Below are 24,222 nucleotides of genomic sequence, written 5' to 3'. Positions count from 1 at the left end.
GCACACAAATCCTAATAGAAATGTGCGCTTTCTTCATTCTTCCAAAGGCAAAAACTTATTTTAATTTTAAGTCAAATCCAAAATATTTCACAGCGTTATTATAGGAAATACCTCTGATGATCTCTTCTAATGCTTTTTCATCATATGGATATTCACCGTTGTCTACCCAGCTGCCGATCAGTGAGCAGAGGATACGGCGGAAATACTCATGTCTTGTATAGGAAGTGAAGCTTCTGGAATCTGTGAGCATTCCAATAAAGTTCCCCAGGCATCCTAAATTAGCCAGTGAGGTGAGCTGCTCAATCATGCCTGTCTTGTGGTCATTGAACCACCATGCACTTCCCTGCTGGATCTTTGCAGCGGCGCTGCTGTCCTGGAAACAGCCGATGATGGTGCCTATGGAAGCATTATCATTCGGGTTCAGGGAGTAGAGAACTGTTTTTGGAAGCGTGTCATCCTTATTTAAAGCATTTAAGAAATCAGCCATCTGTGAGGATGGTGCATAGTTGTTTATACAGTCAAAGCCTGTATCAGGTCCCAGTTTCTCAAACATCAGATCATTGTTGTCACGTTTGCATCCATAATGTAGCTGCATTACCCAGCCCATCTTGTGGTATTCCCTGCCGACAAAGAGCATGAATGCCGTCTTGAATTTCAGTTCCTCTTCCTTTGTGACAGATTCTCCATTCAGGCGTTTTGAAAAAATTCTTTCGATCTCTGCATCATCTGCAGGAACATGCATTACATATTCCAGAGCATGGTCGGATACAGAGCAGCCGTGTTCCGCGAAATAGGAGAGTCTGTTCTTCAGGGCAAGTTTGAGCCCTTCAAAACTTTTCACGGGTACATTGCTGGCTTCTTCAAGCTTGGCAATATAAGAAAGATAGTCTGGCTTTTCCAGGTTCATAGCCTTGTCCGGTCTCCAGGCCGGAAGCACCTGCACTTCAAAGGAAGGATCGGCAGCGATCTTCTCATGCCAGATCAGGCTGTCCACAGGGTCATCAGTAGTGCAGATCAGTGTTACGTTTGACTGTCTGATGATTCCTCTGACGCTCATATCATCCTCGTGGAGTCGTGCATTGCAGAGGTTCCATACTTCTTCTGCGTTGTCTCCGTTCAGGGAGCCTGTGTATCCGAAATATTTCTGCAGCTCCAGGTGGCTCCAGTGATAGAGTGGATTTCCTATGCATTTAGGAAGTGTTTCAGCCCATTTCTGAAATTTCTCACGGTCGGTGGCATCGCCGGTGATGTAGTATTCATCCACGCCGTTAGAGCGCATTGCGCGCCATTTGTAATGGTCACCTCCCAGCCATACCTGGGCGATGTTGTCAAATTTCCTGTCCTCTGCGATCTCCTGGGGATTGATGTGGCAGTGGTAATCCAGGACAGGAGTAGTTGCTGCGAATTTGTGATACAGCTCCTTTGCAGCCTCTGTGTTCAGTAAAAAGTCTTTGTCCATAAAGGTTTTCATGTTTTTCCTCCTAAAATTTATTTATTTTTACGCATCTTCCTGTAATACTTTGGATAAATGCTAAAACACTGTGTCAGTAGTGCCCCTGGCAATGATCTCACCTGTTATCATGGTCTTGGAGGGCACGGTTTTCTGGTCCAGGACCTGCATCAGCATTGAGACTGCATTGGTGCAGGAAAATTCAAGACGGTTATCTACAGTCGTGAGCTCAGGCTCGCAGCAGATCCCCATTTTTGAGTTATTATAACCTGTTATGCATAAATCATCCGGCACGCTTCTGCCTGAAGCCTGGGCATATTTCAGGACGCTGATCCCCATATCATCGTCAGAGGTGATAAAGACATCATGGTTTTGAAATTCCCGGTCATTTAAGAGCAGGTCGCGCACAGAAAGGATATCGGCGCTGAAGCAGCAGCTTTTTATCTTGTCCGGGGACAGGCCATGATCTGCACAGGCGCGTTTATAGCCCGCCAGTTTGTGCCTTCCGCTGTATGAAAGGGAGCGGTAGAGATAGACAGGCGAAGTGCGGCCGCTCTGCAGCAGCTTAGAGGTCACGCGGTAAATGGCCTGTTCGTCATCGCAGAGAGAGCAGTAAATATTATCTCCCTTCAGATAACCATTCACAATGATAATAGGAACGTCCCCGGCAGCATCCAGTATATATTGATTCTGTTTCGCATTCTTTTCTATAAAGCTGGAACCGGCCAGGATGACCGCGTCTACGCGTTTGGACAGAAGGAGGCTTAAATATTTTTCTTTCGCATCATGCTCGTAGCCTGTACAGCAAAGCAGTGAATCATATCCGTGCCTGCGGAGCTCCTGCTCCAGATAGTAAATGGCATTTGCAAGAAAAGTGTCGGAAGAGTCTGCGCTGAGGATGCCGATTGTCTTCATAGTATTCAGGCCAAGGCTTCTGGCAAACACATTGGGGGTGTAGCCTGTCTCCTCTATGACTGAAAGGACCTTTTGCCTGGTGCGCTCGCTTACCTTTCCGCTTCCATTGAGGACGCGGGAGACTGTGGCTATGGAAACGCCTGCTTTTTTAGATATGTCATATATGTTCATAAACATCAGCCTTTCTTGAGTACATTGGCGATGTAAGCAGCGGTGTAAGTCCTTACATCATTCTGCAATTTATTATAAAGGTTAAAGGGAGAAAAATCAATAAACATTTCTTGAAATTTATCAATATAATTTAAAAAATTAAATAAAGTGGGTATCCTACCCATTGACAAAAAATAAAAAAGAGGATATCATTTGTGTAAGTACTTACATTTTGGACGGCAGATTGGCGCCGTATCAGGATTACAAGCAGAAAGAGAGGAAAAAGGCATGAAAAAATTATGTTATGCTACACTTAAAGAGCAGGGATACGGCGGTTATCTCCTGGAAAAAGCACCTGAGAGAGTGCTTCAGTTTGGTGAGGGAAATTTCCTGAGGGCTTTTGTTGACTATTTTATTGATATGATGAACGAGAAGGCAGGCTTTAATTCAAAAGTCGTGCTGTGCCAGCCTATAGCTCCCGGACTTGCCCCTATGATCAATGAGCAGGAAGGATTATATACTCTTTATCTGAGAGGCTTTGAAAACGGTCAGAAGGTAAATGATAAAAGGATCATCAGCTGTGTAAGCAGATGCCTGAATCCGTATGAGGATTTCCAGAGCCTGCTGGATTGTGCAAAAAATCCTGATCTGCGCTATATCGCATGTAATACTACAGAGGCCGGCATTGTATATGACCCGTCCTGCCAGTATACAGACCGCCCGGCCGCCAGCTATCCCGGCAAGCTGACACAGTTCCTGTACGAGAGATTCCGTATCTTCGGCAAAGAAAAAGGGAAGGGCTTTGTGGTGCTCTCCTGCGAGCTGATCGATGACAACGGCAGGGAACTGGAGAAATGCGTGCTTTCCTATGCTGACCAGTGGAAACTGGGAGATGATTTTATAAGCTGGATAAAGGAAGAAAATATTTTCTGCTCCACGCTTGTTGACCGGATTGTGACAGGATATCCGAGAAGTGAGGCAGATGCCCTCAATCAGGAGAATGGATATATAGATAACCTGATCGATACAGGAGAAGTGTTTGGCTTCTGGGTCATCGAAGGGCCGGAGTCCTTAAAAGAGGAGCTTCCGTTTGAAAAAGCCGGGCTTCCTGTAATCATTACAGATAATCACAAGCCCTATAAGCAGAGAAAGGTGCGTATTTTAAATGGAGCGCATACGAGTATGGTGCTTGGCGCCTATCTGGCAGGCCAGGATATCGTGCGTGACTGTATGCATGATGAAGTGATCAGGGGATTTATGAATAAGACCATCTATGAAGAGATCATCCCCACCCTCACACTGCCGGAAGAGGAGCTTAAAGGGTTTGCAGCCAGCGTGACTGAGCGGTTCCAGAATCCGTTCATCGACCATGCGCTTCTCTCTATTGCACTGAATTCTACTTCAAAGTGGAAAGCCAGGGTTATGCCGAGCCTGAAAGGATATGTTGAAAAATTCGGCAGGCTTCCGGAATGTATCTGCGCCTCACTTGCATTTTATATTGCCTTCTATACAGGGGACCATATGTCGGCAGAGGGTCTTACAGGTCTTCGGGGAACAGAGGAGTATGTGATCAAGGATGACGCAAATGTCTTGGAATTCTATGATGCGCATAAAAATGACGATGCTGCCGCACTTACACATGCCGTACTGTCAAATACAGCCTTCTGGGGCGAAGACCTTACAGTAATACCCCAGTTGGAAAAGTTTGTTGCAGACACACTGAAGACAATAAAAGAAAAAGGCACTTATGAAGTGACGAAAGCATATTGCTGAAAAAGAGTAACTGCTGCATATGACCATCAAAGGAGAGAAAAATGCTCGAAACAAAATTTGACACCACGCTCCGTGATTCCCAGGGCACCGCTGTAGCGCCCGTGGCGCCGGAACAATTTGATCTAAATGCTTACCAGGAATATGAGGCGGAGCTGCTTGAAAATAACAGAGAATTTGTAAAAGCCGGAGAAGGACTGCTGGTTTACCGGCGTGTCCGCGCGGATGGGGTGTTTTACGATAAATGCAGGGATTATAAAGAGTCGCTTGCCCTTCAGCTGGGGGCCCTCAGGATGAGCATGGGCTACAAGGCCGATATTGCCAATTTTCTGGAGCCATGGTATGGGATAGGCTATATTGCATCAAGCTTTGGAGGCAAATACAGGTGGGATGAAGGCCAGGCGCCAAGTGTGGAGCAGCCTTTTGAAAGTGTGTCACAGATCCTCCAGAGTGATTACGTGCCTGTATCTGCCACTGATACGGGAAAGCATACACTGGAAATGATAGAATACTTTATGGATAAGACAAAGGGAAAGGTTCCTGTCTCTTTTTCAGATATCCAGTCGCCTATGAATATGCTCAGCTATTTAGTCCCAGTCACCAATCTTTTTTATGATATTATTGATGAGCCGGAAAAGGTAGAGGAGGCAGCAGGCCTCCTGACAGATCTGCTCACAGATTTTCTGAAGGAACAGAGGAAGCTGATCGGGGATGCGCTTGCAAGGCCGGGGCATGGATTTGCCAGCAGCCGTGAATTCACAGGAGTGGGACTGAGCAATGATCTGTCCATAATGCTTCAGGAAGATGATTATGAGGATGTCTTCAAATCCTGCGACGAGAGACTGGGAGATGAATTTGGCGGTGTTGTCTATCATTCCTGCGGTGTCTGGGAAAAGAAGATCAACATGGTAAAGAATTACAGGAATGTATTTATGGCTGACGGAGCTTTTACCCCGGAGACAGACCCGGCGCCTAACAGGCCGGAGGTATTCGGAGATGCTTTTGCCGGAAGCGGCATTATCTTAAACGCAAGAGCTGTGGGAAGCTGCGAGACTGCCATGGACGCGTTTTCTAAGCTTTGGAGGCCGGGACAGAAGCTGATCTGTGTTACATACTGCAAGACTTGCGAAGAACAGGAGCGCTTATACAAAAAACTGCATGAAATGGAGAGAGGCATCAGATGAAATACGATATAACATTTCACCCATCCTGGTGGCATGAGAATGCCGGAGTTGATTTTACACAGGATTTCTTTGATGAGCCTGAGTACAGGATGGAATGTGATATTAAAATGAGAAAAGCCCTGTATGACCACTTCGGGGAGTATGGGATCGGAGAGAAGAATCCTGTAAAGCGCCCCCTTCTTGGGACTGACCTGCTTGCAGCGGGATATCTGCTGTCAGAGCTTATGGGCTGCGGCATTGTATATGAAGCAGATAATTCACCCCAGGTCATATGCAGGAATCTGGATGAAGACGAAATCGAAGAGGTGACGGCTCCGGACCTGAAGTGCAGTGACGTCTGGAAACGTACTCAGAAGCAGATTGATTACATGCTGGATAAATATGGCCGCGTGGAGACCTATGTCAATCTCCAGGGCATTCAGAATATTGCCATGGATCTGATGGGCCAGGAGGTCATGGTGGCCTATTACACAGCTGAGGAGGAAGTGAACGGCCTGCTGTCAGAAATCACAAAAATGTCAATCGATGTGGGCAGAAAGTTTAAGGCGCTTTCAAATGATATTTCTGGCGGTGTGACAGCCATCGTGCGCCAGACAAGACCGGAAGTCTACCTGACCTCTAACTGCTCTGTAGAGATGGTATCAAATGATCTGTATGAAAAGTTCCTGCTGCCTTATGACCAGCAGATGGCAGACGCATTCGGGAGCTTTGGCGTGCACCACTGCGGAAAGTCAATGGAGCATGTTGTTGAAGGATATTCCAAAATAAAAGGCCTGGATTTTGCGGAAGTGGGGGCATTTTCAGATATGAAGGCTGTCAGGAGGGCGCTGCCTGGCGTCTTCTTAAATGCCCGGTACAGCCCGGTCCGCCTGATGAATGCAACTGGGGAAGAGGTCATGGAGGAAGTGCGCGCGCTGGTAGAGGACGGCGCAGAAAACGGAGGACTGATTTCTGTTTCCTGTGTTGGTCTTGATAAAAACATAAGTGATGATAAGATCAAGTATTTTCTGGAGGCCTGCCGGAGGATAGAGTTATAATACTGGGCCATATGTTAAAATTAAATAGCAGAAATACCGGACAGCCGCATAAACATAGTGTTTATGCGGCTGTTTCATGAGCAGTAACGATTCGTTTTACATTAGCCTTATTCTATGATAAACTGTAGATATTCAGCAGATACTGTCCGCTCCGCAACCAGTAGCACACTGTATAAAGCAGCGCATGTGGACAGTAACAGCCTGAGATATTATGGAGGATACAGATATGAATACAGCGCTTATTATTGCAGGCGGGTCCGGAGCCAGGATGCATCAGGATATCCCGAAGCAGTTTTTAACAGTAAATGAAAAACCGGTTATCGTCTATACACTGGAGGCTTTCCAGAAAGCTCCTGAGATAGACGTGATAGCGGTAGTATGCATTTCCGGATGGGAGCAGGTGTTGTGGGCGTATGCCAACCAGTTCAACATCACGAAATTAAAACATGTGGTGCCTGGCGGTGAAAACGGACAGGCTTCCATCAGAAACGGCGTTTTTGAGCTGGAGAAAAATTACAGTAAGGATGATGTGGTCTTGATCCATGATGCGATCAGGCCTATGGTGTCTGAGGAGATCATCAGCGACTGCATTGTAAAGACGAAGCAGTTTGGCTGTGCGATTGCGTCTGTCCCATGTGCTGAGGCCATGCTGGAGACGGAGGATGGGATCCTGGCTGATAAGAGCTATCCCAGGGAAAATCTGAAACGGACCCAGACCCCCCAGGGATTCCATATTGGAGATATATGTGAGCTGCACAGGAATGCGCTTGAAAAGGGAATCACTAATTCAGTGGCATCATGCACACTCATGATAGAGATGGGGCAGAGGGTATACTTCTCAGCAGGTTCTGAGAAGAACATTAAACTGACAACAGTAGAGGATATTGATATTTTTAAGGCTCTGCTGCTTGCAAAGAGATCCGAATGGCTGAAATGAGAGGTGAGAGATGAAGTATTCCAGGGTTTATGAAGAAAGCTTATTATCAGCCGTGTCAGATGTGAAGGGACTAGATAAAATAAAAGGCAGCACGGTAATGGTGACAGGCGCCACAGGCCTGATAGGATCTGCTGTGGCGGATCTGCTGGCGGCTGCCGGACGCTCAGAGGATGACAGGCAGCAGGAGGCGGGGGCAGTCAGGGTCCTGGCCGCATGCCGTGATGAAGAAAAATTCAGGGAACGTTTTGGAGGTTTGGGCAATAACAGAAAGATAGAATTTGTCTATTATGATGCCCAGGAAACAGTGGAACTTGCCACAGTGCCCGATTATATTATACACTGCGCAGGCAATTCCCATCCGGAATCCTTCAGGAAGGAGCCTGCAGAGACACTGGTTGGGAGTATTACAGGGCTGGATAATCTATTTAAGTTTGCCAGGAAAAATAAACGTATAAAGAGGATACTGTATGTCTCTTCGAGTGAAGTGTACGGCAGCAGGAAGGGCAGTGAGTTATATAAAGAGGACGATTACTGTTATCTGGATTTTCTGAACAGCCGTGCCTGCTATCCGTCAGGTAAGAGAGCTGCGGAGACTCTCTGCAGCTGTTATATAGAAGAGTACGGCATGGATGCAGTTGTGGTAAGGCCGGGTCATGTCTATGGGCCTACACAGACAGCCAGTGATTCAAGAGCTGCCTCGCAGTTTTTCCGGGATGTGATGCAGGGAAAGGACATTGTGATGAAGAGCAGCGGCATGCAGCTGCGCTCCTACTGCCATGTGCTGGACTGTGCTTCGGCTATTTTAACGGTACTGCTTGAAGGGGCCTGCGGGGAAGCATATAATATCTCCAATCCTGATTCTGTAGTGACCATAAGGGATATGGCGGAGTGCATCGCCGGCTGTGCCGGACGCCGGGTCATTTTTCAGGAAGCAGGGGAGGCGGAAAAGAAGGGCTTTAATTTTATGTCCTGCTCTGCCCTGGATGCAGGCAAGCTGCTGAAACTGGGGTGGAAAGGGAGATATCCCATGAGAGATGGGGTACAGAACACTCTTGACTGTCTGAAATCCAACAAAAAACAAAAAGAAAACTTGCAAAACCACATTGTTGTGTAGTATAATAATCCTATAATTTAGGGGTACTGCAAGGGGGCACACTATATGCTGGCAATTGAGAGAAAAAACGAGATTTTGTCGATTCTGCAGAAAGAGCAGAGAGTTCTGGTCTCAGAACTGAGCCAGAGGTACAATGTAACAGAGGAGACAATCCGGCGGGACCTGGAGAAGCTGGAGAGAGAGGGATTTGTTAAAAAGACTTACGGCGGAGCAGTGTTAAATAAGCATATCACAATGGACATGCCGCTGAAGATCAGGGAACAGACAAACAGGAAGGAAAAGCAGGCTATTGCCAGAAAGGTGGCAAGTCTTGTTGAAGAGGGCGACTGCATGATGCTGGACAGCTCTTCCACATCACTGATGATAGCCCAGGAACTCAAGAAAAAGAAAAAGCTGACTGTAATAACAAATTCAGTGGAGGTATTGATTGAACTGGCCGGAAACGACGGGATAAAGGTGATCTCCACGGGAGGGAATCTGAGGGATTCCTCTTTATCGCTTGTGGGTAAATCAGCCCTGGAAGTACTTTCCAGATATAATGTGGATAAGGCTATCCTTTCCTGCAAGGGAATTGACATTGAAAAAGGCATCACAGATTCTAATGAGATGGAAGCCGAAGTGAAGATCGGCATGCGCAGAAGCGCAAAACAGACAGTACTTGCCGCAGACAGCAGTAAAATGGGCGAGGTATTTTTTGTGAAGGTCATGAACCTGAAAAAGGGAGATATCCTTGTCACGGACAAGATACCTGAAGAATGGCACAAAAAGCTTGATGAGCGGGGCGTCAGAGTGGTGCTCTGCAGTGCAGAATAGGAGTTAACCGCACAGCGGCTTAATCACTTATATTAAAATTCAAATGAGAGGTGTATGAGATGGGAGAAACAATTTATAATCTGGCTTTTGACTTTGGAGCATCCAGCGGAAGAATGATTCTCAGCAAATATCAGGATGGGAAAATTGAACTTGAAGAATTACATAGGTTTCCAAATGATCCGGTAAGGATCGGTAAGAATTTCTACTGGGATACATTCCGTCTGTACCATGAAATGAAAGTAGGACTGAAAAAGGCAGCAGCTAAAAAGCTTCCAATCCAGAGCCTCGCGATAGACACCTGGGGAGTTGATTACGGTCTCATCGATAAAGACGGCAACCTGATCGGCAACCCTGTAAATTACAGGGATGACAGGACGATCGGAGTTCTGGAGGAGATAGGAAAGCTGGTACCGCTGGATGAGCTGTATGCAAAGACAGGTATCCAGTTTATGAACTTTAATACATTGTTCCAGCTCTATGCAGATAAGAAGATGAGGCCTGACATCTACGAGAAGGCAGTCCGTCTTCTGTTTATGCCGGAGTTATTCGGATATTTCCTGACCGGAAAGATGTACAATGAATATACCTTTGCAAGCACAGGACAGCTTCTGGACGCTAAGAAGAGAGACTGGGATTACGATATTATTGAGAGATGCGGAATCAAAAAAGAATTCTTCGGAGAGCTGACAAAACCGGGTACTGTTATCGGTGACCTGCTTCCTGAGGTAGTGGAAGAGACAGGACTCTCAGGCGTGAAGGTCATTGCAGTCGGAAGCCACGATACGGCATCGGCAGTGGCGGCCACACCTTTTGCTGACAAGAATGCGGCCTTCTTAAGCTGCGGAACATGGTCACTTCTGGGTATGGAGCTGGATGAGCCGGTACTCACAAAAGAGTCCTTTGAATACAACTATACGAATGAAGGCGGCGTAGAAGGAAAGATCCGCTTCCTGAAGAATATTAACGGTCTGTGGATCATGCAGAACCTGAGAAAGAACTGGTGTGAATTTGAGGCACAGGTATCCTTCCCTGACATCATAAAAGCCTCTAAAGAAGCGAAGAGAAAAGATTTTATTATCAATCCAAACGACCCGAGATTCACAGCTCCTTATAATATGATGAAAGAAGTTATCGGGTATTGTGAAGAGCACGGACAGGGAACTCCTGAAGGACTGGGAGAGATCGCAATGGCTATCTATAACGGACTTACACAGGAGTATGGGACAACTGTCAAAAATCTGGAGGTAATCACAGGCAAGACTATTCCATGCATGAACATTGTGGGAGGCGGTATACAGGATCAGCTTCTCTGCCAGCTGACGGCAAATGCCATTGGCAAAAAGGTTGTCACAGGTCCGGTTGAGGGATCAGTACTTGGAAATGTCATTATGCAGCTGAAGGCAATGGGAGAGATCGCCACCCTGGAAGAGGGGCGTGATATTGTCCGCAGATCCTTTGAACAGAATGAGTATCTTCCTGAATAAGAGATAAAGGTGAAGAAATCATATGAAAAAATCAAAACGTATTGAAACGCTGGACAAGCGTCCGGTGAATAAAGACGGTTTTATAAATGAATGGCCGGAGATGGGGTTTGTGGCAATGAAAAGCCCGTATGACCCCAAACCTTCAGTCAGGGTTGAAGATGGAGTGATCGTGGAGCTGGACGGAAAAGCCAGAGCCGATTTTGACTTCATGGACCAGTTTATCGCTGATTATGCCATACGCATTGACAGAGCCGAGGCTTCCATGGCAGTGTCCTCCCTGGATATCGCCAGGAAGATCGTGAACATCAATGTCTCCAGAAAGGAGATCCTTGAGATCGTATCAGGGATCACTCCGGCCAAGATGGCTGAGATAATCAATTACCTGAATGTGGTTGAGATGATGATGGGCATGCAGAAAATGAGGGCCAGGAGGGTTCCGGGCAACCAGGCGCACATCACTAACCTGAAGGATGATCCTGTCCAGATAGCTGCCGATGCGGCGGAGGGGGCTCTGAGGGGATTCAGTGAGGAAGAGACTACGACAGGCATTGCCAGGTATGCGCCGTTCAATGCCATAGCCCTGCTGATCGGCTCCCAGGCAGGCCGCAAGGGCGTGCTGACCCAGTGTGCAGTGGAAGAGGCGACAGAGCTTGAACTGGGCATCAGGGGACTTACAACGTATGCGGAGACACTCTCTGTGTATGGCACGGAAAAGGTTTTTATTGACGGTGACGATACTCCGTATTCTAAGGCATTCTTAAATGCCGCATATGCATCAAGAGGGCTTAAGGTACGTTTTACATCCGGGTCAGGCTCAGAAGTACTGATGGGGAGCAGCGAGCAGAAATCCATGCTCTATCTGGAATGCCGCTGTCTCTATGTGACAAAGGGGGCAGGCTCCCAGGGTATCCAGAACGGGTCTGTCAGCTGTATCGGCGTGGCTGCAAGTGTTCCTTCAGGAATACGTGAGGTCATGGGAGAAAACCTGGTGGCTGCGCTTCTGGGACTGGAATGTGCATCTTCAAATGACCAGAGCTTTTCAAACTCGGATATGAGAAGGACAGCCAGGACGATGCTGCAGTTTATGCCGGGAACTGACTTTATTTTCTCGGGATATGCAGCAGAGCCTAATTATGACAATATGTTTGCAGGCTCGAACTTTGATGCTGAGGATTTTGACGACTACAACGTGCTGCAGAGAGATATGCAGGTGGACGGCGGTCTGCGTCCTGTTACGGAAGAGCAGGTCATCCGTGTGAGATGGGAGGCTGCGAAAGCTGTGCAGGCAGTATTTAAATACCTGGGCCTCACTGAAGTCACAGATGAGCAGGTGGAGGCTGTTGTGTATGCCCATGGCAGCAAGGACACCCTGAAAAGGGATGTGGCCTCTGACCTGATGTCAGCTGATGATCTTATGAAGCGCGGCATCACAGGCATTGATGTGGTAAAGGCGCTGGCTGAGAGCGGATTTGAGGAACTGGCGGAAAGCATTCTGGAAATGCTTAAGCAGCGTGTGATCGGAGACTATATGCATACAGCGGCTATTCTGGATGAGCATTTCCAGGTGATGTCAGGAGTGAATACTCCAAATGATTATATGGGACCGGGAACAGGATACAGAGTGGATGGCAGGCGCTGGGAAGAGATCAAAGCGATTCCCCACATCATTGATCCTGATGACTTTTAAGGAGGCGGCAGGTTATGGAAATAAATGAAGAACTGATACAGGCCATTACCAGGGCCGTCATGAAAGAGATAGATAAAAACGGACAGTCCGGCGGCGGTTCCCTTACGGGAAAGACGAGGATGATGCCGAAAACTTCTTATAAAGGATATCCTCAGGCTGTAAAAGGGTCGGATCCGAAGGAGGTAGTTATCGGTGTCGGACCGGCATTCCAGAAAGAAATAAAGGCTACGATCACAGGGATCCCCCTTGACGATGTGCTGCAGAATATTCGGGCAGGGATCGAGGAAGAGGGTATGGTATCCAGGGTCGTTAAGGTATTGAAGACCTCTGATGTATGTTTTATGGGACTTGAAGCTGCTAAGATTTCAGGTTCAGGAATAGGCATCGGCCTCCAGTCAAAGGGAACAGCCGTTATTCATCAGAAGGATCTTTATCCTTTGTCAAACCTGGAACTGTTTCCTCAGGCACCCCTCATTACCCTGGATATGTACAGGAAGATCGGCCAGAATGCGGCCAGGTATGTAAAGGGTGAGAAGGTGACGCCTATAGAGTCTGTCAACGACCCCATGGTCAGGGCAAAATTCCAGGTGAAGGCAGCTCTGATGCATATTAAAGAGACAGAACAGGTAGACCCGGAGATTCCAATGATTGAATGGGGGAAAGCATGATGGTGAGATATCCGTTAGGAGCAAATGAAGCAGACAGCATCACTTCCAGAACAGGAAAAAAGCTGTCTGAGATCACCCTGGACGAAATTAAAAAGGGGAATATACATCCGGATGATATAAAGATCTCGAAGGAGATGCTCTCAAAGCAGGGGGAAGTGGCAAGACAGAATGACAATCCTGCCATGGCTGCAAACTTCCAGAGAGCTTCTGAACTCGTTGACGTACCGGATGATGTGATTTTGGAAATGTATAACAAGCTGCGCCCAAACAGATCCACTAAGCTTGAACTGGTGCAGATGGCCCAGGAGCTTTTGGATAAATACGGCGCTGTAAACTGTGCAAGGCTGGTTATGGAAGCAGCAGAAATATATGAAAAGAGAGGCATCCTTCTTTGAAACTGATAGCAGGTGTTGATATTGGAAATTCCACAACTGAAGTGTGCATCGGGGATATGCAGGCTGACGGAAGCATCCGCTTTGTCAGCGGGGCATCCCGGATGACCACAGGCACAAAGGGAACCCCCGCAAATGTGGGGGGAATATGTGCTGCACTGGAAGAGGCCATGGACAAAGTCCAGAGGCCTGTTTCTGATATCCATCTGGTCTGTCTCAATGAGGCGGCCCCTGTAATCGGAGATACGGCTATGGAAACTATCACGGAGACTATTATCACTGAGTCCTCCATGATCGGCCATAACCCGTCGACTCCGGCAGGCGCCGGCCAGGCTGTAGGGGAGCTTATATTCCTTGAACACCTGGGAGAGGGAATAAAGGGGCAGCCCTACATTGTGGCTGCTGCCGCAGTACATACATATGAGGAGATCGCCGGGCAGCTGAATGCGCATCACGGCCGCCTGGATATCAGGGGGCTGATCCTGCAGGCAGATGAGGCAGTGCTTGTAGAGAACAGGCTTGTGTTTGAGATTCCAATCGTAGATGAGGTGCGCCATATCAGGAATATCCCTGAGGGAAAGCAGGCCGCTATTGAGGTGGCGCTGCCGGGGCAGACTGTCAGGATGCTCTCAAATCCCTACGGGATAGCCACACTTCTGAAGCTGACACCCCAGGAGACAAGGTCTGTGACACCTATCGCGAAGAATCTGATAGGAAAGCGCAGCGCTGTGGTGATCAAGACTCCCCATGGGAATATCAGAGAGAATATTCTTCCGGCGGGTGAGATCTATCTTCACGGAGACAGAGAGGCCATGGTAAATATTGACGCCGGGGCTGACAAGATCATGGCGGCACTGGAAGGTGCCGGATTGATCAGGGATATAAGCGGCCAGGCAGATACAAATGTGGGAAATATGCTTTCCAGGATAAAAATAGGCATGGCAGAAGTCTCGGAGGAGGCCTTGGATGCTGTGCGCATTACTGATATCCTGGCTGTCGACACTATGGCGCCCGTTCAGATATCCGGGTCACTGGCAGGAGAGACCTGCATGGAAAAGGCTGTGGGTATAGCGGCTATGGTAAAGACAAAACAGCTTCCTATGGAGCGGATAGCCAGGAGGCTTCAGAGAGAGCTTATGGTTAATGTAAAGGTGGCAGGCGTGGAGGCTGTGATGGCATCACTTGGAGCGCTTACCACGCCGGGCACCCAGCTTCCTGTGGCAGTGCTTGATATGGGAGGAGGGTCTACAGATGCAGCCCTCATAGAGTGTGACGGCACTGTCAGAACCACCCATCAGGCAGGGGCAGGAGAACTGGTGACACTGCTGATACAGACTGAACTGGGCTTAAAGAGCCGTATCAGTGCGGAGCAGATCAAGAAATACCCCATGGCAAAGGTGGAGAGCCTGTTTCACATGCGTCTGGAAAATGGACAGATGCAGTTTTTCCAGGAATCCATCGACCCGAGATATTTTGGCCATGTGGTTTTGCTGACACCGGGAGAACTTCTGAAAATTGAAGAAGACATTCCGATGGAAAAGATATATAATGTAAGAAGAGATGCTAAAAGGAAAGTATTTGTCAGAAATGCACTCAGAGCATTGCGGGAGGTAGCGCCTGATCATGAATTAAAGGCGATCTCCAATGTGGTGCTGGTAGGCGGTTCAGCGGAGGATTTTGAAGTCCCGGAGATGCTGATGGAGGAACTGTCAGAGTACAGGATAGTGTGCGGACGGGGAAATATCAGAAGCAGTGAGGGACCGCGCAACGCTGTGGCTACAGGCCTGGTGCTTTCCTATTTGGGAGGAAAATAAAATGGTAGTGAATAAACCCTCCATTTTTATATATACCAACGAGCCGGATGCGGATTATCTGCGTGAGATATGTGCAGGTATTGAAGAAGAAGGCGTACTGTATGAAGTCCATGAGAAAGAAAATATGGAACTGGATGAGCTTGCATATGAGGCGGCAAATGAATCCATGCTGGGGTCGGGAATAGGCATCAGAGGAAGGCGTGCTGCAATGCAGATGCGCCGGCTTTTGAAAGGACAGAATGTATTTGAAGTGAACTATCCAAGCTTTTTGCAGTGCAGAAATCTGGGCGCGAACAGCGCCAGAGCGATTAAGAAAATGCCGTTTAAGGATGTATTTCAGTAAACTATAAGGACTGAGCTTATGAATATTTATACGAAGAATGGCGATGCGGGCATGACCAGCATTGTAAAGACAAAGAATATCCCAAAATCAGATGAGCGTATCCAGCTGCTGGGTACGATTGATGAGCTGACAAGTCATCTTGGTCTTGTCAAGGCTGAATTTGGGGGAGAGAAAGTGAGAGAGACACTGGAGCATATCCAGCAGACTCTGATCACTGTTATGGCAGGGATAGCAGACCCTCACAATATTAAATACAGGCTCAAGGATACTGAAGCAGCGGGACTTGAAGAGGAGATCGACAGAATGGAAGGTCTCTTTGACAGAAAGAAGGAATTCGTCCTGCCGGGCGAAAACCGCCTGTCAGCCCAGATAGATGTGGCCAGGACAGTTGCCAGGCGTGCCGAGAGATGTCTGGCTCTTGTAAGCATCCGCTATGGTTCGGACGCCCAGACTAAGAAGTATATGAACAGGCTGGCCGATTATCTTTATGTGCTTGCCAGATATACAGACGCCGTAAGTGTTACAGAGCCACGCACAGCAGAAATGGACAGTGCAGCGGCCAGCAACGGCCGGGCGGCTGGGACGGACAGTGCAGCGGCCAGCGGCCAGGCGGCCGGGATGGGAGGGGTTGACATGTCGGCTGTAAGCCAGGAAGTAGTTCAGGAAGTTTTAAAACGGATGGGCCAGACAGACAGGATCTCTCTGGATTCTGCAAAGAAGCTCATTGAGAAGATAGAGGAGCATTCCAGAAGGTCGGGCATGCAGTCAGTTATTGCAGTCTGCGGTCCGGACGGAAATCCCATCGCAGTACATGTGATGGACAATGCTTTTCTGGTAAGCTTTGATGTGGCAGTAAAAAAGGCATACACATCCGTAGCCGTAAAGATGTCCACAAAGGAATTGAGTGTCCTGGCCCAGCCGGGGGGAACATTCTACGGTGTAGATAAAATGGACGGAGGAAAGATCGTTATCTTCGGAGGCGGGGTGCCGCTGAAGATTGGCGATAAGATCATCGGGGGCCTTGGCATCAGCGGAGGTACAGGAGAGCAGGACCATGCACTTGCGGAGTATGGGCTGTCTGTACTCAGTGAAGTGCTGTAGAGGCAGATGATGCGGGTTAATGTTGATCATACAAATGATTATTCAATGATTATACATAAGTTCAGATAAAAGGCTGTTCCTTGGCGGGGACAGCTTTGTGTTTTTAGACTAACAATACAAAAAATGGCAATAATCCGTTTATAAGGGATTTATTTTAGGGGTTGGTTTTTACAGTGATATTTGATAAGATACTCTTTGAAAAGAAGAAGAACGGAGGCAGATACAGCAGTATGAAGTCGTATAACCTTCCAGCGTATGAGCTGGTTAAACAGGAAGAGATAACAGATATACAGTCATCAGGGTATGTATTTAAACATAAGAAGAGCGGCGCGCGTGTTATGGTAATCAGCAATGAAGATGAGAATAAGGTGTTCCATATTGCATTTCGGACACCGCCGGCAGACAGCACGGGGGTGGCCCATATCCTGGAGCACAGTGTGCTGTGCGGGAGCAGAAAATTTCCGTCTAAGGACCCGTTTGTGGAGCTGGTGAAGGGATCCCTCAATACATTTTTAAATGCAATGACATATCCGGACAAGACCATGTATCCGGTGGCAAGTTGCAATGATAAAGATTTTAAGAACCTCATGCATGTCTATATGGATGCAGTATTTTTTACGAATATCTATGAGAAAGAGGAGATATTCCGCCAGGAGGGCTGGTGCTACCATCTGGAGAAGCCTGAGGATGAGCTGACATATAACGGCGTTGTATATAATGAGATGAAAGGGGCGTTCTCATCCCCGGAGGATGTACTGGATCGGGAGATACTCAATTCTCTGTACCCTGACACACCCTATGGGAATGAATCGGGCGGTGATCCGGCGTTTATCCCTGATCTGAAATACTCTGAGTTTCTGGATTTCCACAGCAGGTATTATCATCCGTCCAACAGTTACATTTATCTCTATGGAAATATGGACGTGGAGGAGAGGCTGGAATGGCTTGACAGGGAATATTTATGCCAGTATGATGCTGTCTGCGTGGATTCGAAGATCCCTCTCCAGCCAGCCTTTGAGGCGCCGGCAGAGCTTATGGAGAAATACTCTATCTCTAATACAGATACAGAGACTGATAATACGTATCTTTCATTTAACGTCTCTGTTGGGACAAGCCTGGATGTGAAGCTGTCCAATGCCTTTGCAGTGATAGAATATGCCCTTCTCTCCGCACCCGGCGCACCGCTGAAGCAGGCCCTGCTTGATGCCAAGGTCGGCAAAGATATCATGGGGTCTTATGAAAGCGGCATTTACCAGCCCATGTTTTCAGTCATTGCCAAGAATTCAAACCTTTCTTCCAGGGAAGAGTTTCTGCGGATCATCCGTGAAGTATTGAGCGGTATCGTGGAAAACGGAGTAGATGAGAAAGCTCTGCTCGCAGGAATCAATAATATGGAATTCAGATTCAGGGAGGCCGATTATGGTTCTTATCCCAAGGGCCTCATGTATGGAATTGACGTTATGGACAGCTGGCTTTACGATGATGAACATCCGTTTGATTATCTCAGGCAGCTGGATGTATTTGAATTTTTAAAGGAGCAGGTAGGAACAGGGTATTATGAGGGGCTGATCAAAAAATATCTGCTTGAGAACACACATGCTTCAGTGGTGATCGTAGAGCCTGAGAAAGGCCTGACAGCCAGGATCGATGAGGAGACAAGAAATAAGCTGGCTGCCTATAAAGCAGGACTCTCCAGGGAGGAGATAGACCTTCTGGTGGAGAAGACCGAAAAGCTGCGCCTGTTCCAGGAGACACCTTCCACTGAGGAGGAACTGGAAACGATCCCCATGCTCCAGAAGGAGGATATTAAAAAAACTGTAGAGCCGCTCTATAATGAAGAACATGATTTTGACGGCACTAAGGTGCTCTATCACAGGCTGCCCACAAATGGAGTCGCCTATCTGAGCCTGCTTTTTAGCGCTGACTGTGTTCCGAAGGAATATATTCCATATCTGGGGATACTGCGTTCTGTGCTGACTATGGTAGACACAGAGAATTACACCTACGGGGAGCTGTTTAATGAGATAAATATCAATACAGGCGGTATATTTACAGGGCTGTTTGCATATGCCGATCCGGAGAGAGAAAATGCCTACAGGGCTGTATTTGAGATCAAGTCCAAAACACTGTATGATAAGATAGGTTTTACCTTTAATATGATTGAAGAGATCATCCTCACATCAAAGGTGGACGACGAGAAGAGGCTCTATGAGATTATTGCTGAGATCAAGTCAAGACTGTCCATGAGGCTGAATTCAGCAGGGCACTCCACGGCAGCATCGAGAGCGATGTCTTATTTCTCAAATCCTGCAGTCTTCAGCGATTCTGTGACAGGGATAGCCTACTACAAGCTGATCGAGGAGATAGAAGAGCATTTTGATGAGAAGAAAGCTGAGCTGATCAGTATACTGAAAGAACTCATCAGGCTTTTGTTCAGGCAGGACAATATGATGGTCAATTATACTTCAGATCCGGAAGGCTTTGAAGGGCTTGACGCATATGTGGGAGAGCTTAAGAGCAAGCTTGGGACAGATAAGGTGCAGCCTGTGGACAACCAGTTAAGCCCGGGCGGACATAATGAGGGCTTTATGACGTCCTCTAAGATACAGTATGTGGCAAGGGCAGGAAACTTTAAGAAGGCAGGCTATGAGTACACAGGAGCCCTGAAGATCCTGAAGCTGATCTTAAGCTATGAGTATCTCTGGGTCAACATACGTGTGAAGGGCGGAGCTTATGGCTGCATGAGCGGATTTGGCAGGACTGGGGATTCTTATTTTGTATCCTACAGGGATCCTAATCTGAGGAAGACAGACGAGGTCTATCAGGGAATAGCAGATTATGTGAAAAACTTCCAGGTGTCAGACAGAGATATGCTCAAGTATATAATAGGGACTGTCAGTGAGCTGGATACACCCCTGACCCCGAGCGGCAAGGGAAGCCGTTCTCTGAGCGCATATTTAAATAAGATGTCTGAAGAGGAGCTGCAGAGGGAAAGAAATGAAGTCCTGAACGCAGGACAGGAAGATATCAGGGCTCTGGCTCCGATCATTGAAGCGATCCTGGCAGAGGACTGTATCTGTGTGATCGGAAATGAAGAAAAGCTTCAGGAAGAAAAAGACATGTTTGACGAGCTCAAGCCTTTTGTAGGTTAAGCTTTATAGATGAAAGGATACTTATGACAAATAATAATTATAAATCAGGGTTTGCCACATTAATAGGAAGGCCGAACGTGGGCAAATCTACACTGATGAACCAGCTGATCGGACAGAAGATCGCCATCACCTCCAACAAGCCGCAGACTACGAGAAACCGCATCCAGACAGTTTACTCCTGTGATGCAGGGCAGATCGTATTTGTGGATACTCCGGGTATCCACAAAGCAAAAAACAAGCTGGGTGAGTATATGGTCAATGTTGCAGAGAGGACATTGAGTGAGGTGGATGTGATACTGTGGCTGGTTGAGCCGACTACTTTCATCGGGGCAGGAGAGCGCCATATCGCGGAGCAGCTGAAAAAGACAACGACACCTGTTATTCTGGTGATCAATAAGATCGATACAGTTAAGAGAGAAGACATCTTAAGATTCATCGATGAATACAGAAAGATCTACGATTTTGCCGAGATCATACCTGTATCTGCGCTGAAAGGCATGAATACAGACGATGTCATTGATTCAATTTTTAAATACCTTCCGTATGGCCCGCAGTTTTATGATGAGGATACAGTTACAGACCAGCCTCAGAGGCAGATCGCGGCTGAGCTTATCAGGGAAAAGGCCCTCAGGTGCCTGGATGAGGAAATACCCCATGGAATAGCTGTTTCCATTGAAAAGATGAAGGAAAGGCAGGGGGGGAAGATCATGGATATAGAAGCAACGATCATCTGTGAGAGAGACTCCCACAAAGGAATCATTATAGGGAAGGGCGGTGCTATGCTCCGCAAGATCGGTTCTGCAGCCAGGAAGGAAATAGAGGATATGCTGGAAATGAAGGTGTATCTCCAGCTCTGGGTAAAAGTAAAAAAAGACTGGAGAGACAGTGATTTTCTTTTGAAGAATTTTGGATATGACAAAAAAGAGTAACTACTAAGATATCTGAGAGATCAGGCAGGTGTTCCAATAATGGGAGAAAAGTTAGCCTTAACGGGGATGGTCCTGCTGGCCGTCCCCATTGGAGAAAATGATAAGCGTGTTGTGATATTGACAAAAGAAAGAGGTAAGATCAGTGCATTTGCAAAGGGGGCGCGGCGGCAGAACAGCAGTCTGCTGGCGGCAGCCAACCCTTTTTCTTTTGGTACTTTTTACTGTTATGAAGGAAGGTCATCCTACAATCTCGTTCAGGCGGATATAGACCAGTATTTCTCTGAACTCCACACAGATTTTGAGGGGGCCTATTATGGCTTTTATTTTCTGGAGTTTGCAGATTTTTATTCAGGGGAGAACAATGATGAGAGCCAGATGCTCAATCTGCTGTACGTCTCGCTGAGGGCTCTTGTGAGGGGGACTCCGGACCACGTGCTGGTCAGGTATATCTATGAGCTGAAGGCCATGGTCATAAACGGGGAATATCCCCAGGTATTCTCCTGCCTGGAGTGCGGCAGGGAGGATGGCCTGGCGGCATACTGGCCCGCCAGGGAGAGCCTGGTGTGCAGCGGCTGTGCTGCAGGACAGAACGGGCTTTTAACGCTTTCGGGTTCCACTGTGTATACTCTGCAGTATATAATCAGTGCGCCTCTGAACAAGCTCTATTCCTTTACAGTCACCCGGGAAGTGTTTACGGAACTGAAAATGGTGATGGAACGGTTCAGGAGCAGGCATATCGAAAAGAAGTTTAAATCTTTAGAGGTACTTAATACAATCCTCCGCGAACAGTAACCATGTGATCCCCATTGTTTTTGTTATAATCTGAATTTCGTGTTGAAAAACAGGAAGTTTAAAGGTATAATGATAAAGAATATCCGCAGGCCGGGAAAATAGGGGTCTTGTGGTTTAGGGAGGATAATAATAGATGAAGAAAAGCAAACTTTGGATCTGCATGGCGATGTCAGTCTGTATGCTGGCAGGATGCGGCGGTTTTTCACCTGATGAGACAGGTGTGTCTGTTGCTAAGAACGGGGCAGTTAAATCAGTCGCTATCGAAAATCTGGACAAAGATTATTATAAAGAAGATGAACTGAAAAATATGATTGATTCTTCCGTTTCTGAGTATAATCAGGGCGGGGAAAAGGTTAAAATGGATGGTTTCGAAGTAAAGGATAAGAAGGCCACGCTTACTTTGGAATTTACTTCATCGGCCGACTACGCTGCATTTAATAATGTAACTTTTTTTACGGGAACAGTTTCGGAAGCCAAATCAGCCGGATATGATTTTAATGAGGAATTCCTGGCTGTGGAAAAAGGAAAGGCAAAGTCTGCTGCAGATACGGGCACAGTGGAGCTTTCAGGGAATTACAAGGTTGTCATCCTGGAAGAGCCGATGCTTGTAGAGGTACCGGGAAATATTGTGTATGTGAGCAGCAATATAGAAGTGACAGGAAAAAAAGAGGCGAGGATGAAGGCCCAGGAACAAAAAGGAGCAGCTGAGTCACCAGAGACGCAGCAGAGCCAGGCAAGTACAGAAGCGTCAACCGGGGAAACTTTAGCAGTGCCTGTCATCAGCGGGGTGACACAGACGGAAGCTGGTTCCGGTTCAGATAAGCCTCAGCTGGGATATATCGTATACGAATGATACATAAAGTGTTAACTATTCAGCTTAAACAGGCGGAAATCAAAGACCCGCAGCAATAAATATTAAGGAAGATGAGGAGATTAAAATGGAAAAGACAATGGACAAAATTGTTGCATTATCTAAAGCGAGAGGATTTGTATATCCGGGATCGGAGATCTACGGAGGACTGGCAAATACCTGGGACTATGGAAATCTGGGTGTAGAGCTTAAAAATAATGTAAAGCAGGCCTGGTGGAAGAAGTTTGTGCAGGAGAACCCATATAACGTAGGAGTGGACTGCGCTATCCTGATGAATCCCCAGACATGGGTGGCATCCGGCCATCTGGGAGGATTTTCTGATCCGCTTATGGACTGCAGGGAGTGCCATGAGAGATTCCGCGCCGACAAGCTCATTGAGGATTTTTGTGAGGAGAAGGGAATTGAGATTGAAGGCAGTGTAGATGCATGGAGCCAGGAAAAGATGAAGGGATTCATAGAGGAGCACCAGATCCCGTGTCCTACCTGCGGAAAGCACAATTTTACAGATATCCGTCAGTTTAACCTGATGTTTAAGACCTTCCAGGGTGTCACAGAGGACGCAAAAAATACAGTTTATCTGAGGCCTGAGACTGCACAGGGAATATTTGTAAACTTTAAAAATGTCCAGAGGACATCCAGAAAGAAAATACCTTTTGGAATCGGACAGATTGGTAAATCCTTCAGAAATGAGATTACCCCTGGAAACTTTACATTCCGTACAAGAGAATTTGAGCAGATGGAGCTGGAATTCTTCTGTGAACCGGGAACAGATCTTGAGTGGTTTGCTTACTGGAAACAGTTCTGTCTGGACTGGCTGAAAAACCTGGGAATGAAAGAAGACGAGATGCGCGCCCGTGACCACGCTCAGGAAGAGCTCTGCTTCTACAGCAAGGCTACCACTGATATTGAGTTCCTCTTCCCGTTCGGCTGGGGTGAACTGTGGGGTGTGGCTGACAGGACAGACTATGACCTGACACAGCATCAGGAGGTTTCAGGACAGGATATGAGCTATTTCGATGATGAAAAGAAGGAGAAATATGTGCCTTATGTCATTGAGCCGTCTCTGGGAGCTGACCGTGTTGTTCTCGCTTTCCTGTGCAGCGCATATGACGAAGAAGAGCTGGAAGGCGGAGATATGAGGACAGTGCTTCATTTCCATCCGGCCATCGCTCCTGTCAAGATCGGAGTGCTCCCACTTTCTAAAAAGCTCAATGAGGGCGCTGAGAAAGTATTTGCATCTCTCTCAAAGAACTACAACTGTGAATTTGACGACAGAGGAAATATCGGAAAACGTTACAGACGCCAAGATGAGATAGGAACACCGTTCTGTGTCACATACGACTTCGATTCCGAGACAGACGGAGCAGTGACAGTCCGTGACCGCGATACAATGGAGCAGGAACGCGTCAAAATAGAAGATTTGGCACAATATTTTGCTGAAAAATTTGCATATTAATAGAATTTAAGAAAAGCAGCCGGATGAGGACCGTGGGAGACGGGGGATCCGGCTGCTTTTTTACAGGACGCTTTGTGCGGAGAATGGTGAGCCGTCAGGAAGGGGAGCGGTGGGGTTCGTTGTTCTGTCCGAACCGCTGCGGAGTGAAAATCTAAGGCTCCGT

20 protein-coding genes are annotated in these 24,222 nt (G+C 47.3%); 18 read left to right on the top strand and 2 right to left on the bottom strand.

Annotation, left to right across the window (positions count from 1 at the left end):
* Positions 1-55 precede the first annotated feature (55 nt).
* Both uxaC and NSB28_RS23220 read right to left on the bottom strand, forming a co-directional pair.
* Positions 56-1,471: a glucuronate isomerase gene (uxaC, locus tag NSB28_RS23225; protein ID WP_109748686.1), complete on the bottom strand. Its 1,416-nt coding sequence runs from the start codon at positions 1,469-1,471 to the stop codon at positions 56-58.
* Between the two features lie 60 nt (positions 1,472-1,531).
* Positions 1,532-2,536 (bottom strand): LacI family DNA-binding transcriptional regulator, encoded by a 1,005-nt coding sequence (locus NSB28_RS23220; protein WP_109748718.1) that lies wholly within the window; start codon positions 2,534-2,536, stop codon positions 1,532-1,534.
* A gap of 267 nt (positions 2,537-2,803) precedes the next feature.
* Between NSB28_RS23220 and NSB28_RS23215 the strand changes: the two genes are divergently transcribed.
* The 18 genes from NSB28_RS23215 to NSB28_RS23130 all read left to right on the top strand — a co-directional run bounded on the left by NSB28_RS23215 (position 2,804) and on the right by NSB28_RS23130 (position 24,059).
* Complete coding sequence (locus tag NSB28_RS23215) at positions 2,804-4,288, top strand: tagaturonate reductase (protein WP_109748717.1); 1,485 nt, start codon at positions 2,804-2,806, stop codon at positions 4,286-4,288.
* A gap of 41 nt (positions 4,289-4,329) precedes the next feature.
* Positions 4,330-5,469, top strand: coding sequence for a uroporphyrinogen decarboxylase family protein (locus NSB28_RS23210; RefSeq protein WP_109748685.1), 1,140 nt, complete (start codon positions 4,330-4,332; stop codon positions 5,467-5,469).
* Positions 5,466-6,506: a uroporphyrinogen decarboxylase family protein gene (locus tag NSB28_RS23205; protein WP_109748684.1), complete on the top strand. Its 1,041-nt coding sequence runs from the start codon at positions 5,466-5,468 to the stop codon at positions 6,504-6,506. The genes NSB28_RS23210 and NSB28_RS23205 overlap by 4 nt, the downstream gene beginning before the upstream one ends.
* Before the next feature lie 226 nt (positions 6,507-6,732).
* Entirely contained in the window at positions 6,733-7,443 is a 711-nt protein-coding gene (locus tag NSB28_RS23200) for an IspD/TarI family cytidylyltransferase (protein ID WP_109748683.1), read from the top strand.
* A 10-nt stretch (positions 7,444-7,453) separates the two neighbouring features.
* A complete protein-coding gene (locus tag NSB28_RS23195; RefSeq protein WP_109748682.1) occupies positions 7,454-8,557 on the top strand; it encodes an NAD-dependent epimerase/dehydratase family protein in 1,104 nt (367 codons plus the stop codon).
* Between the two features lie 45 nt (positions 8,558-8,602).
* Complete coding sequence (locus NSB28_RS23190; protein ID WP_109748681.1) at positions 8,603-9,370, top strand: DeoR/GlpR family DNA-binding transcription regulator; 768 nt, start codon at positions 8,603-8,605, stop codon at positions 9,368-9,370.
* Between the two features lie 59 nt (positions 9,371-9,429).
* Positions 9,430-10,854, top strand: coding sequence for a rhamnulokinase (locus NSB28_RS23185; protein WP_109748680.1), 1,425 nt, complete (start codon positions 9,430-9,432; stop codon positions 10,852-10,854).
* Between the two features lie 22 nt (positions 10,855-10,876).
* Positions 10,877-12,541 carry a propanediol/glycerol family dehydratase large subunit gene (locus NSB28_RS23180; protein ID WP_109748679.1) on the top strand — a complete coding sequence of 555 codons (1,665 nt, stop codon included), beginning with the start codon at positions 10,877-10,879 and terminating at the stop codon, positions 12,539-12,541.
* A gap of 14 nt (positions 12,542-12,555) precedes the next feature.
* Complete coding sequence (locus NSB28_RS23175) at positions 12,556-13,209, top strand: propanediol/glycerol family dehydratase medium subunit (protein ID WP_109748678.1); 654 nt, start codon at positions 12,556-12,558, stop codon at positions 13,207-13,209.
* Positions 13,206-13,604, top strand: coding sequence for a diol dehydratase small subunit (locus tag NSB28_RS23170; RefSeq protein WP_243135024.1), 399 nt, complete (start codon positions 13,206-13,208; stop codon positions 13,602-13,604). Before NSB28_RS23175 ends, NSB28_RS23170 begins: the two co-directional genes overlap by 4 nt.
* Entirely contained in the window at positions 13,601-15,415 is a 1,815-nt protein-coding gene (locus NSB28_RS23165) for a diol dehydratase reactivase subunit alpha (protein ID WP_109748677.1), read from the top strand. Before NSB28_RS23170 ends, NSB28_RS23165 begins: the two co-directional genes overlap by 4 nt.
* Before the next feature lies 1 nt (position 15,416).
* Positions 15,417-15,758 (top strand): glycerol dehydratase reactivase beta/small subunit family protein, encoded by a 342-nt coding sequence (locus NSB28_RS23160; protein WP_109748676.1) that lies wholly within the window; start codon positions 15,417-15,419, stop codon positions 15,756-15,758.
* An 18-nt stretch (positions 15,759-15,776) separates the two neighbouring features.
* Positions 15,777-16,859, top strand: coding sequence for a cob(I)yrinic acid a,c-diamide adenosyltransferase (locus tag NSB28_RS23155; protein WP_109748675.1), 1,083 nt, complete (start codon positions 15,777-15,779; stop codon positions 16,857-16,859).
* A 230-nt stretch (positions 16,860-17,089) separates the two neighbouring features.
* Positions 17,090-20,011, top strand: coding sequence for an insulinase family protein (locus NSB28_RS23150; protein WP_109748715.1), 2,922 nt, complete (start codon positions 17,090-17,092; stop codon positions 20,009-20,011).
* A gap of 23 nt (positions 20,012-20,034) precedes the next feature.
* A complete protein-coding gene (gene era, locus NSB28_RS23145) occupies positions 20,035-20,940 on the top strand; it encodes a GTPase Era (protein WP_109748674.1) in 906 nt (301 codons plus the stop codon).
* Between the two features lie 39 nt (positions 20,941-20,979).
* The gene (recO, locus tag NSB28_RS23140) at positions 20,980-21,732 is read left to right on the top strand and encodes a DNA repair protein RecO (protein WP_109748673.1); all 753 of its coding nucleotides are present in this window, start codon (positions 20,980-20,982) and stop codon (positions 21,730-21,732) included.
* A 133-nt stretch (positions 21,733-21,865) separates the two neighbouring features.
* Positions 21,866-22,585, top strand: a complete 720-nt coding sequence (locus NSB28_RS23135; protein ID WP_109748672.1) for a hypothetical protein — start codon at positions 21,866-21,868, stop codon at positions 22,583-22,585.
* Between the two features lie 85 nt (positions 22,586-22,670).
* Complete coding sequence (locus NSB28_RS23130; protein ID WP_109748671.1) at positions 22,671-24,059, top strand: glycine--tRNA ligase; 1,389 nt, start codon at positions 22,671-22,673, stop codon at positions 24,057-24,059.
* The last annotated feature ends 163 nt before the right edge of the window (positions 24,060-24,222 follow it).

The sequence above is a fragment of the Murimonas intestini genome, from assembly GCF_024622195.1.
GTDB classification, from domain to species: domain Bacteria; phylum Bacillota; class Clostridia; order Lachnospirales; family Lachnospiraceae; genus Murimonas; species Murimonas intestini.
Note: the sequence above shows the minus strand (reverse complement) of the source record. Positions and strands in the feature narration are given on the sequence as shown.

What these genes read in the sequence shown, in the direction of transcription:
- recO (WP_109748673.1), top strand. Translation starts at nt 20,980, where the DNA reads ATGGGAGAAAAGTTAGCCTTAACGGGGATGGTCCTGCTGGCCGTCCCC.
- NSB28_RS23175 (WP_109748678.1), top strand. Translation starts at nt 12,556, where the DNA reads ATGGAAATAAATGAAGAACTGATACAGGCCATTACCAGGGCCGTCATG.
- era (WP_109748674.1), top strand. Translation starts at nt 20,035, where the DNA reads ATGACAAATAATAATTATAAATCAGGGTTTGCCACATTAATAGGAAGG.
- NSB28_RS23215 (WP_109748717.1), top strand. Translation starts at nt 2,804, where the DNA reads ATGAAAAAATTATGTTATGCTACACTTAAAGAGCAGGGATACGGCGGT.
- NSB28_RS23205 (WP_109748684.1), top strand. Translation starts at nt 5,466, where the DNA reads ATGAAATACGATATAACATTTCACCCATCCTGGTGGCATGAGAATGCC.
- NSB28_RS23180 (WP_109748679.1), top strand. Translation starts at nt 10,877, where the DNA reads ATGAAAAAATCAAAACGTATTGAAACGCTGGACAAGCGTCCGGTGAAT.
- NSB28_RS23190 (WP_109748681.1), top strand. Translation starts at nt 8,603, where the DNA reads ATGCTGGCAATTGAGAGAAAAAACGAGATTTTGTCGATTCTGCAGAAA.
- NSB28_RS23200 (WP_109748683.1), top strand. Translation starts at nt 6,733, where the DNA reads ATGAATACAGCGCTTATTATTGCAGGCGGGTCCGGAGCCAGGATGCAT.
- NSB28_RS23130 (WP_109748671.1), top strand. Translation starts at nt 22,671, where the DNA reads ATGGAAAAGACAATGGACAAAATTGTTGCATTATCTAAAGCGAGAGGA.
- uxaC (WP_109748686.1), bottom strand. Translation starts at nt 1,471, where the DNA reads ATGAAAACCTTTATGGACAAAGACTTTTTACTGAACACAGAGGCTGCA.
- NSB28_RS23135 (WP_109748672.1), top strand. Translation starts at nt 21,866, where the DNA reads ATGAAGAAAAGCAAACTTTGGATCTGCATGGCGATGTCAGTCTGTATG.
- NSB28_RS23220 (WP_109748718.1), bottom strand. Translation starts at nt 2,536, where the DNA reads ATGAACATATATGACATATCTAAAAAAGCAGGCGTTTCCATAGCCACA.
- NSB28_RS23185 (WP_109748680.1), top strand. Translation starts at nt 9,430, where the DNA reads ATGGGAGAAACAATTTATAATCTGGCTTTTGACTTTGGAGCATCCAGC.
- NSB28_RS23150 (WP_109748715.1), top strand. Translation starts at nt 17,090, where the DNA reads ATGAAGTCGTATAACCTTCCAGCGTATGAGCTGGTTAAACAGGAAGAG.
- NSB28_RS23170 (WP_243135024.1), top strand. Translation starts at nt 13,206, where the DNA reads ATGATGGTGAGATATCCGTTAGGAGCAAATGAAGCAGACAGCATCACT.
- NSB28_RS23160 (WP_109748676.1), top strand. Translation starts at nt 15,417, where the DNA reads ATGGTAGTGAATAAACCCTCCATTTTTATATATACCAACGAGCCGGAT.
- NSB28_RS23210 (WP_109748685.1), top strand. Translation starts at nt 4,330, where the DNA reads ATGCTCGAAACAAAATTTGACACCACGCTCCGTGATTCCCAGGGCACC.
- NSB28_RS23155 (WP_109748675.1), top strand. Translation starts at nt 15,777, where the DNA reads ATGAATATTTATACGAAGAATGGCGATGCGGGCATGACCAGCATTGTA.
- NSB28_RS23195 (WP_109748682.1), top strand. Translation starts at nt 7,454, where the DNA reads ATGAAGTATTCCAGGGTTTATGAAGAAAGCTTATTATCAGCCGTGTCA.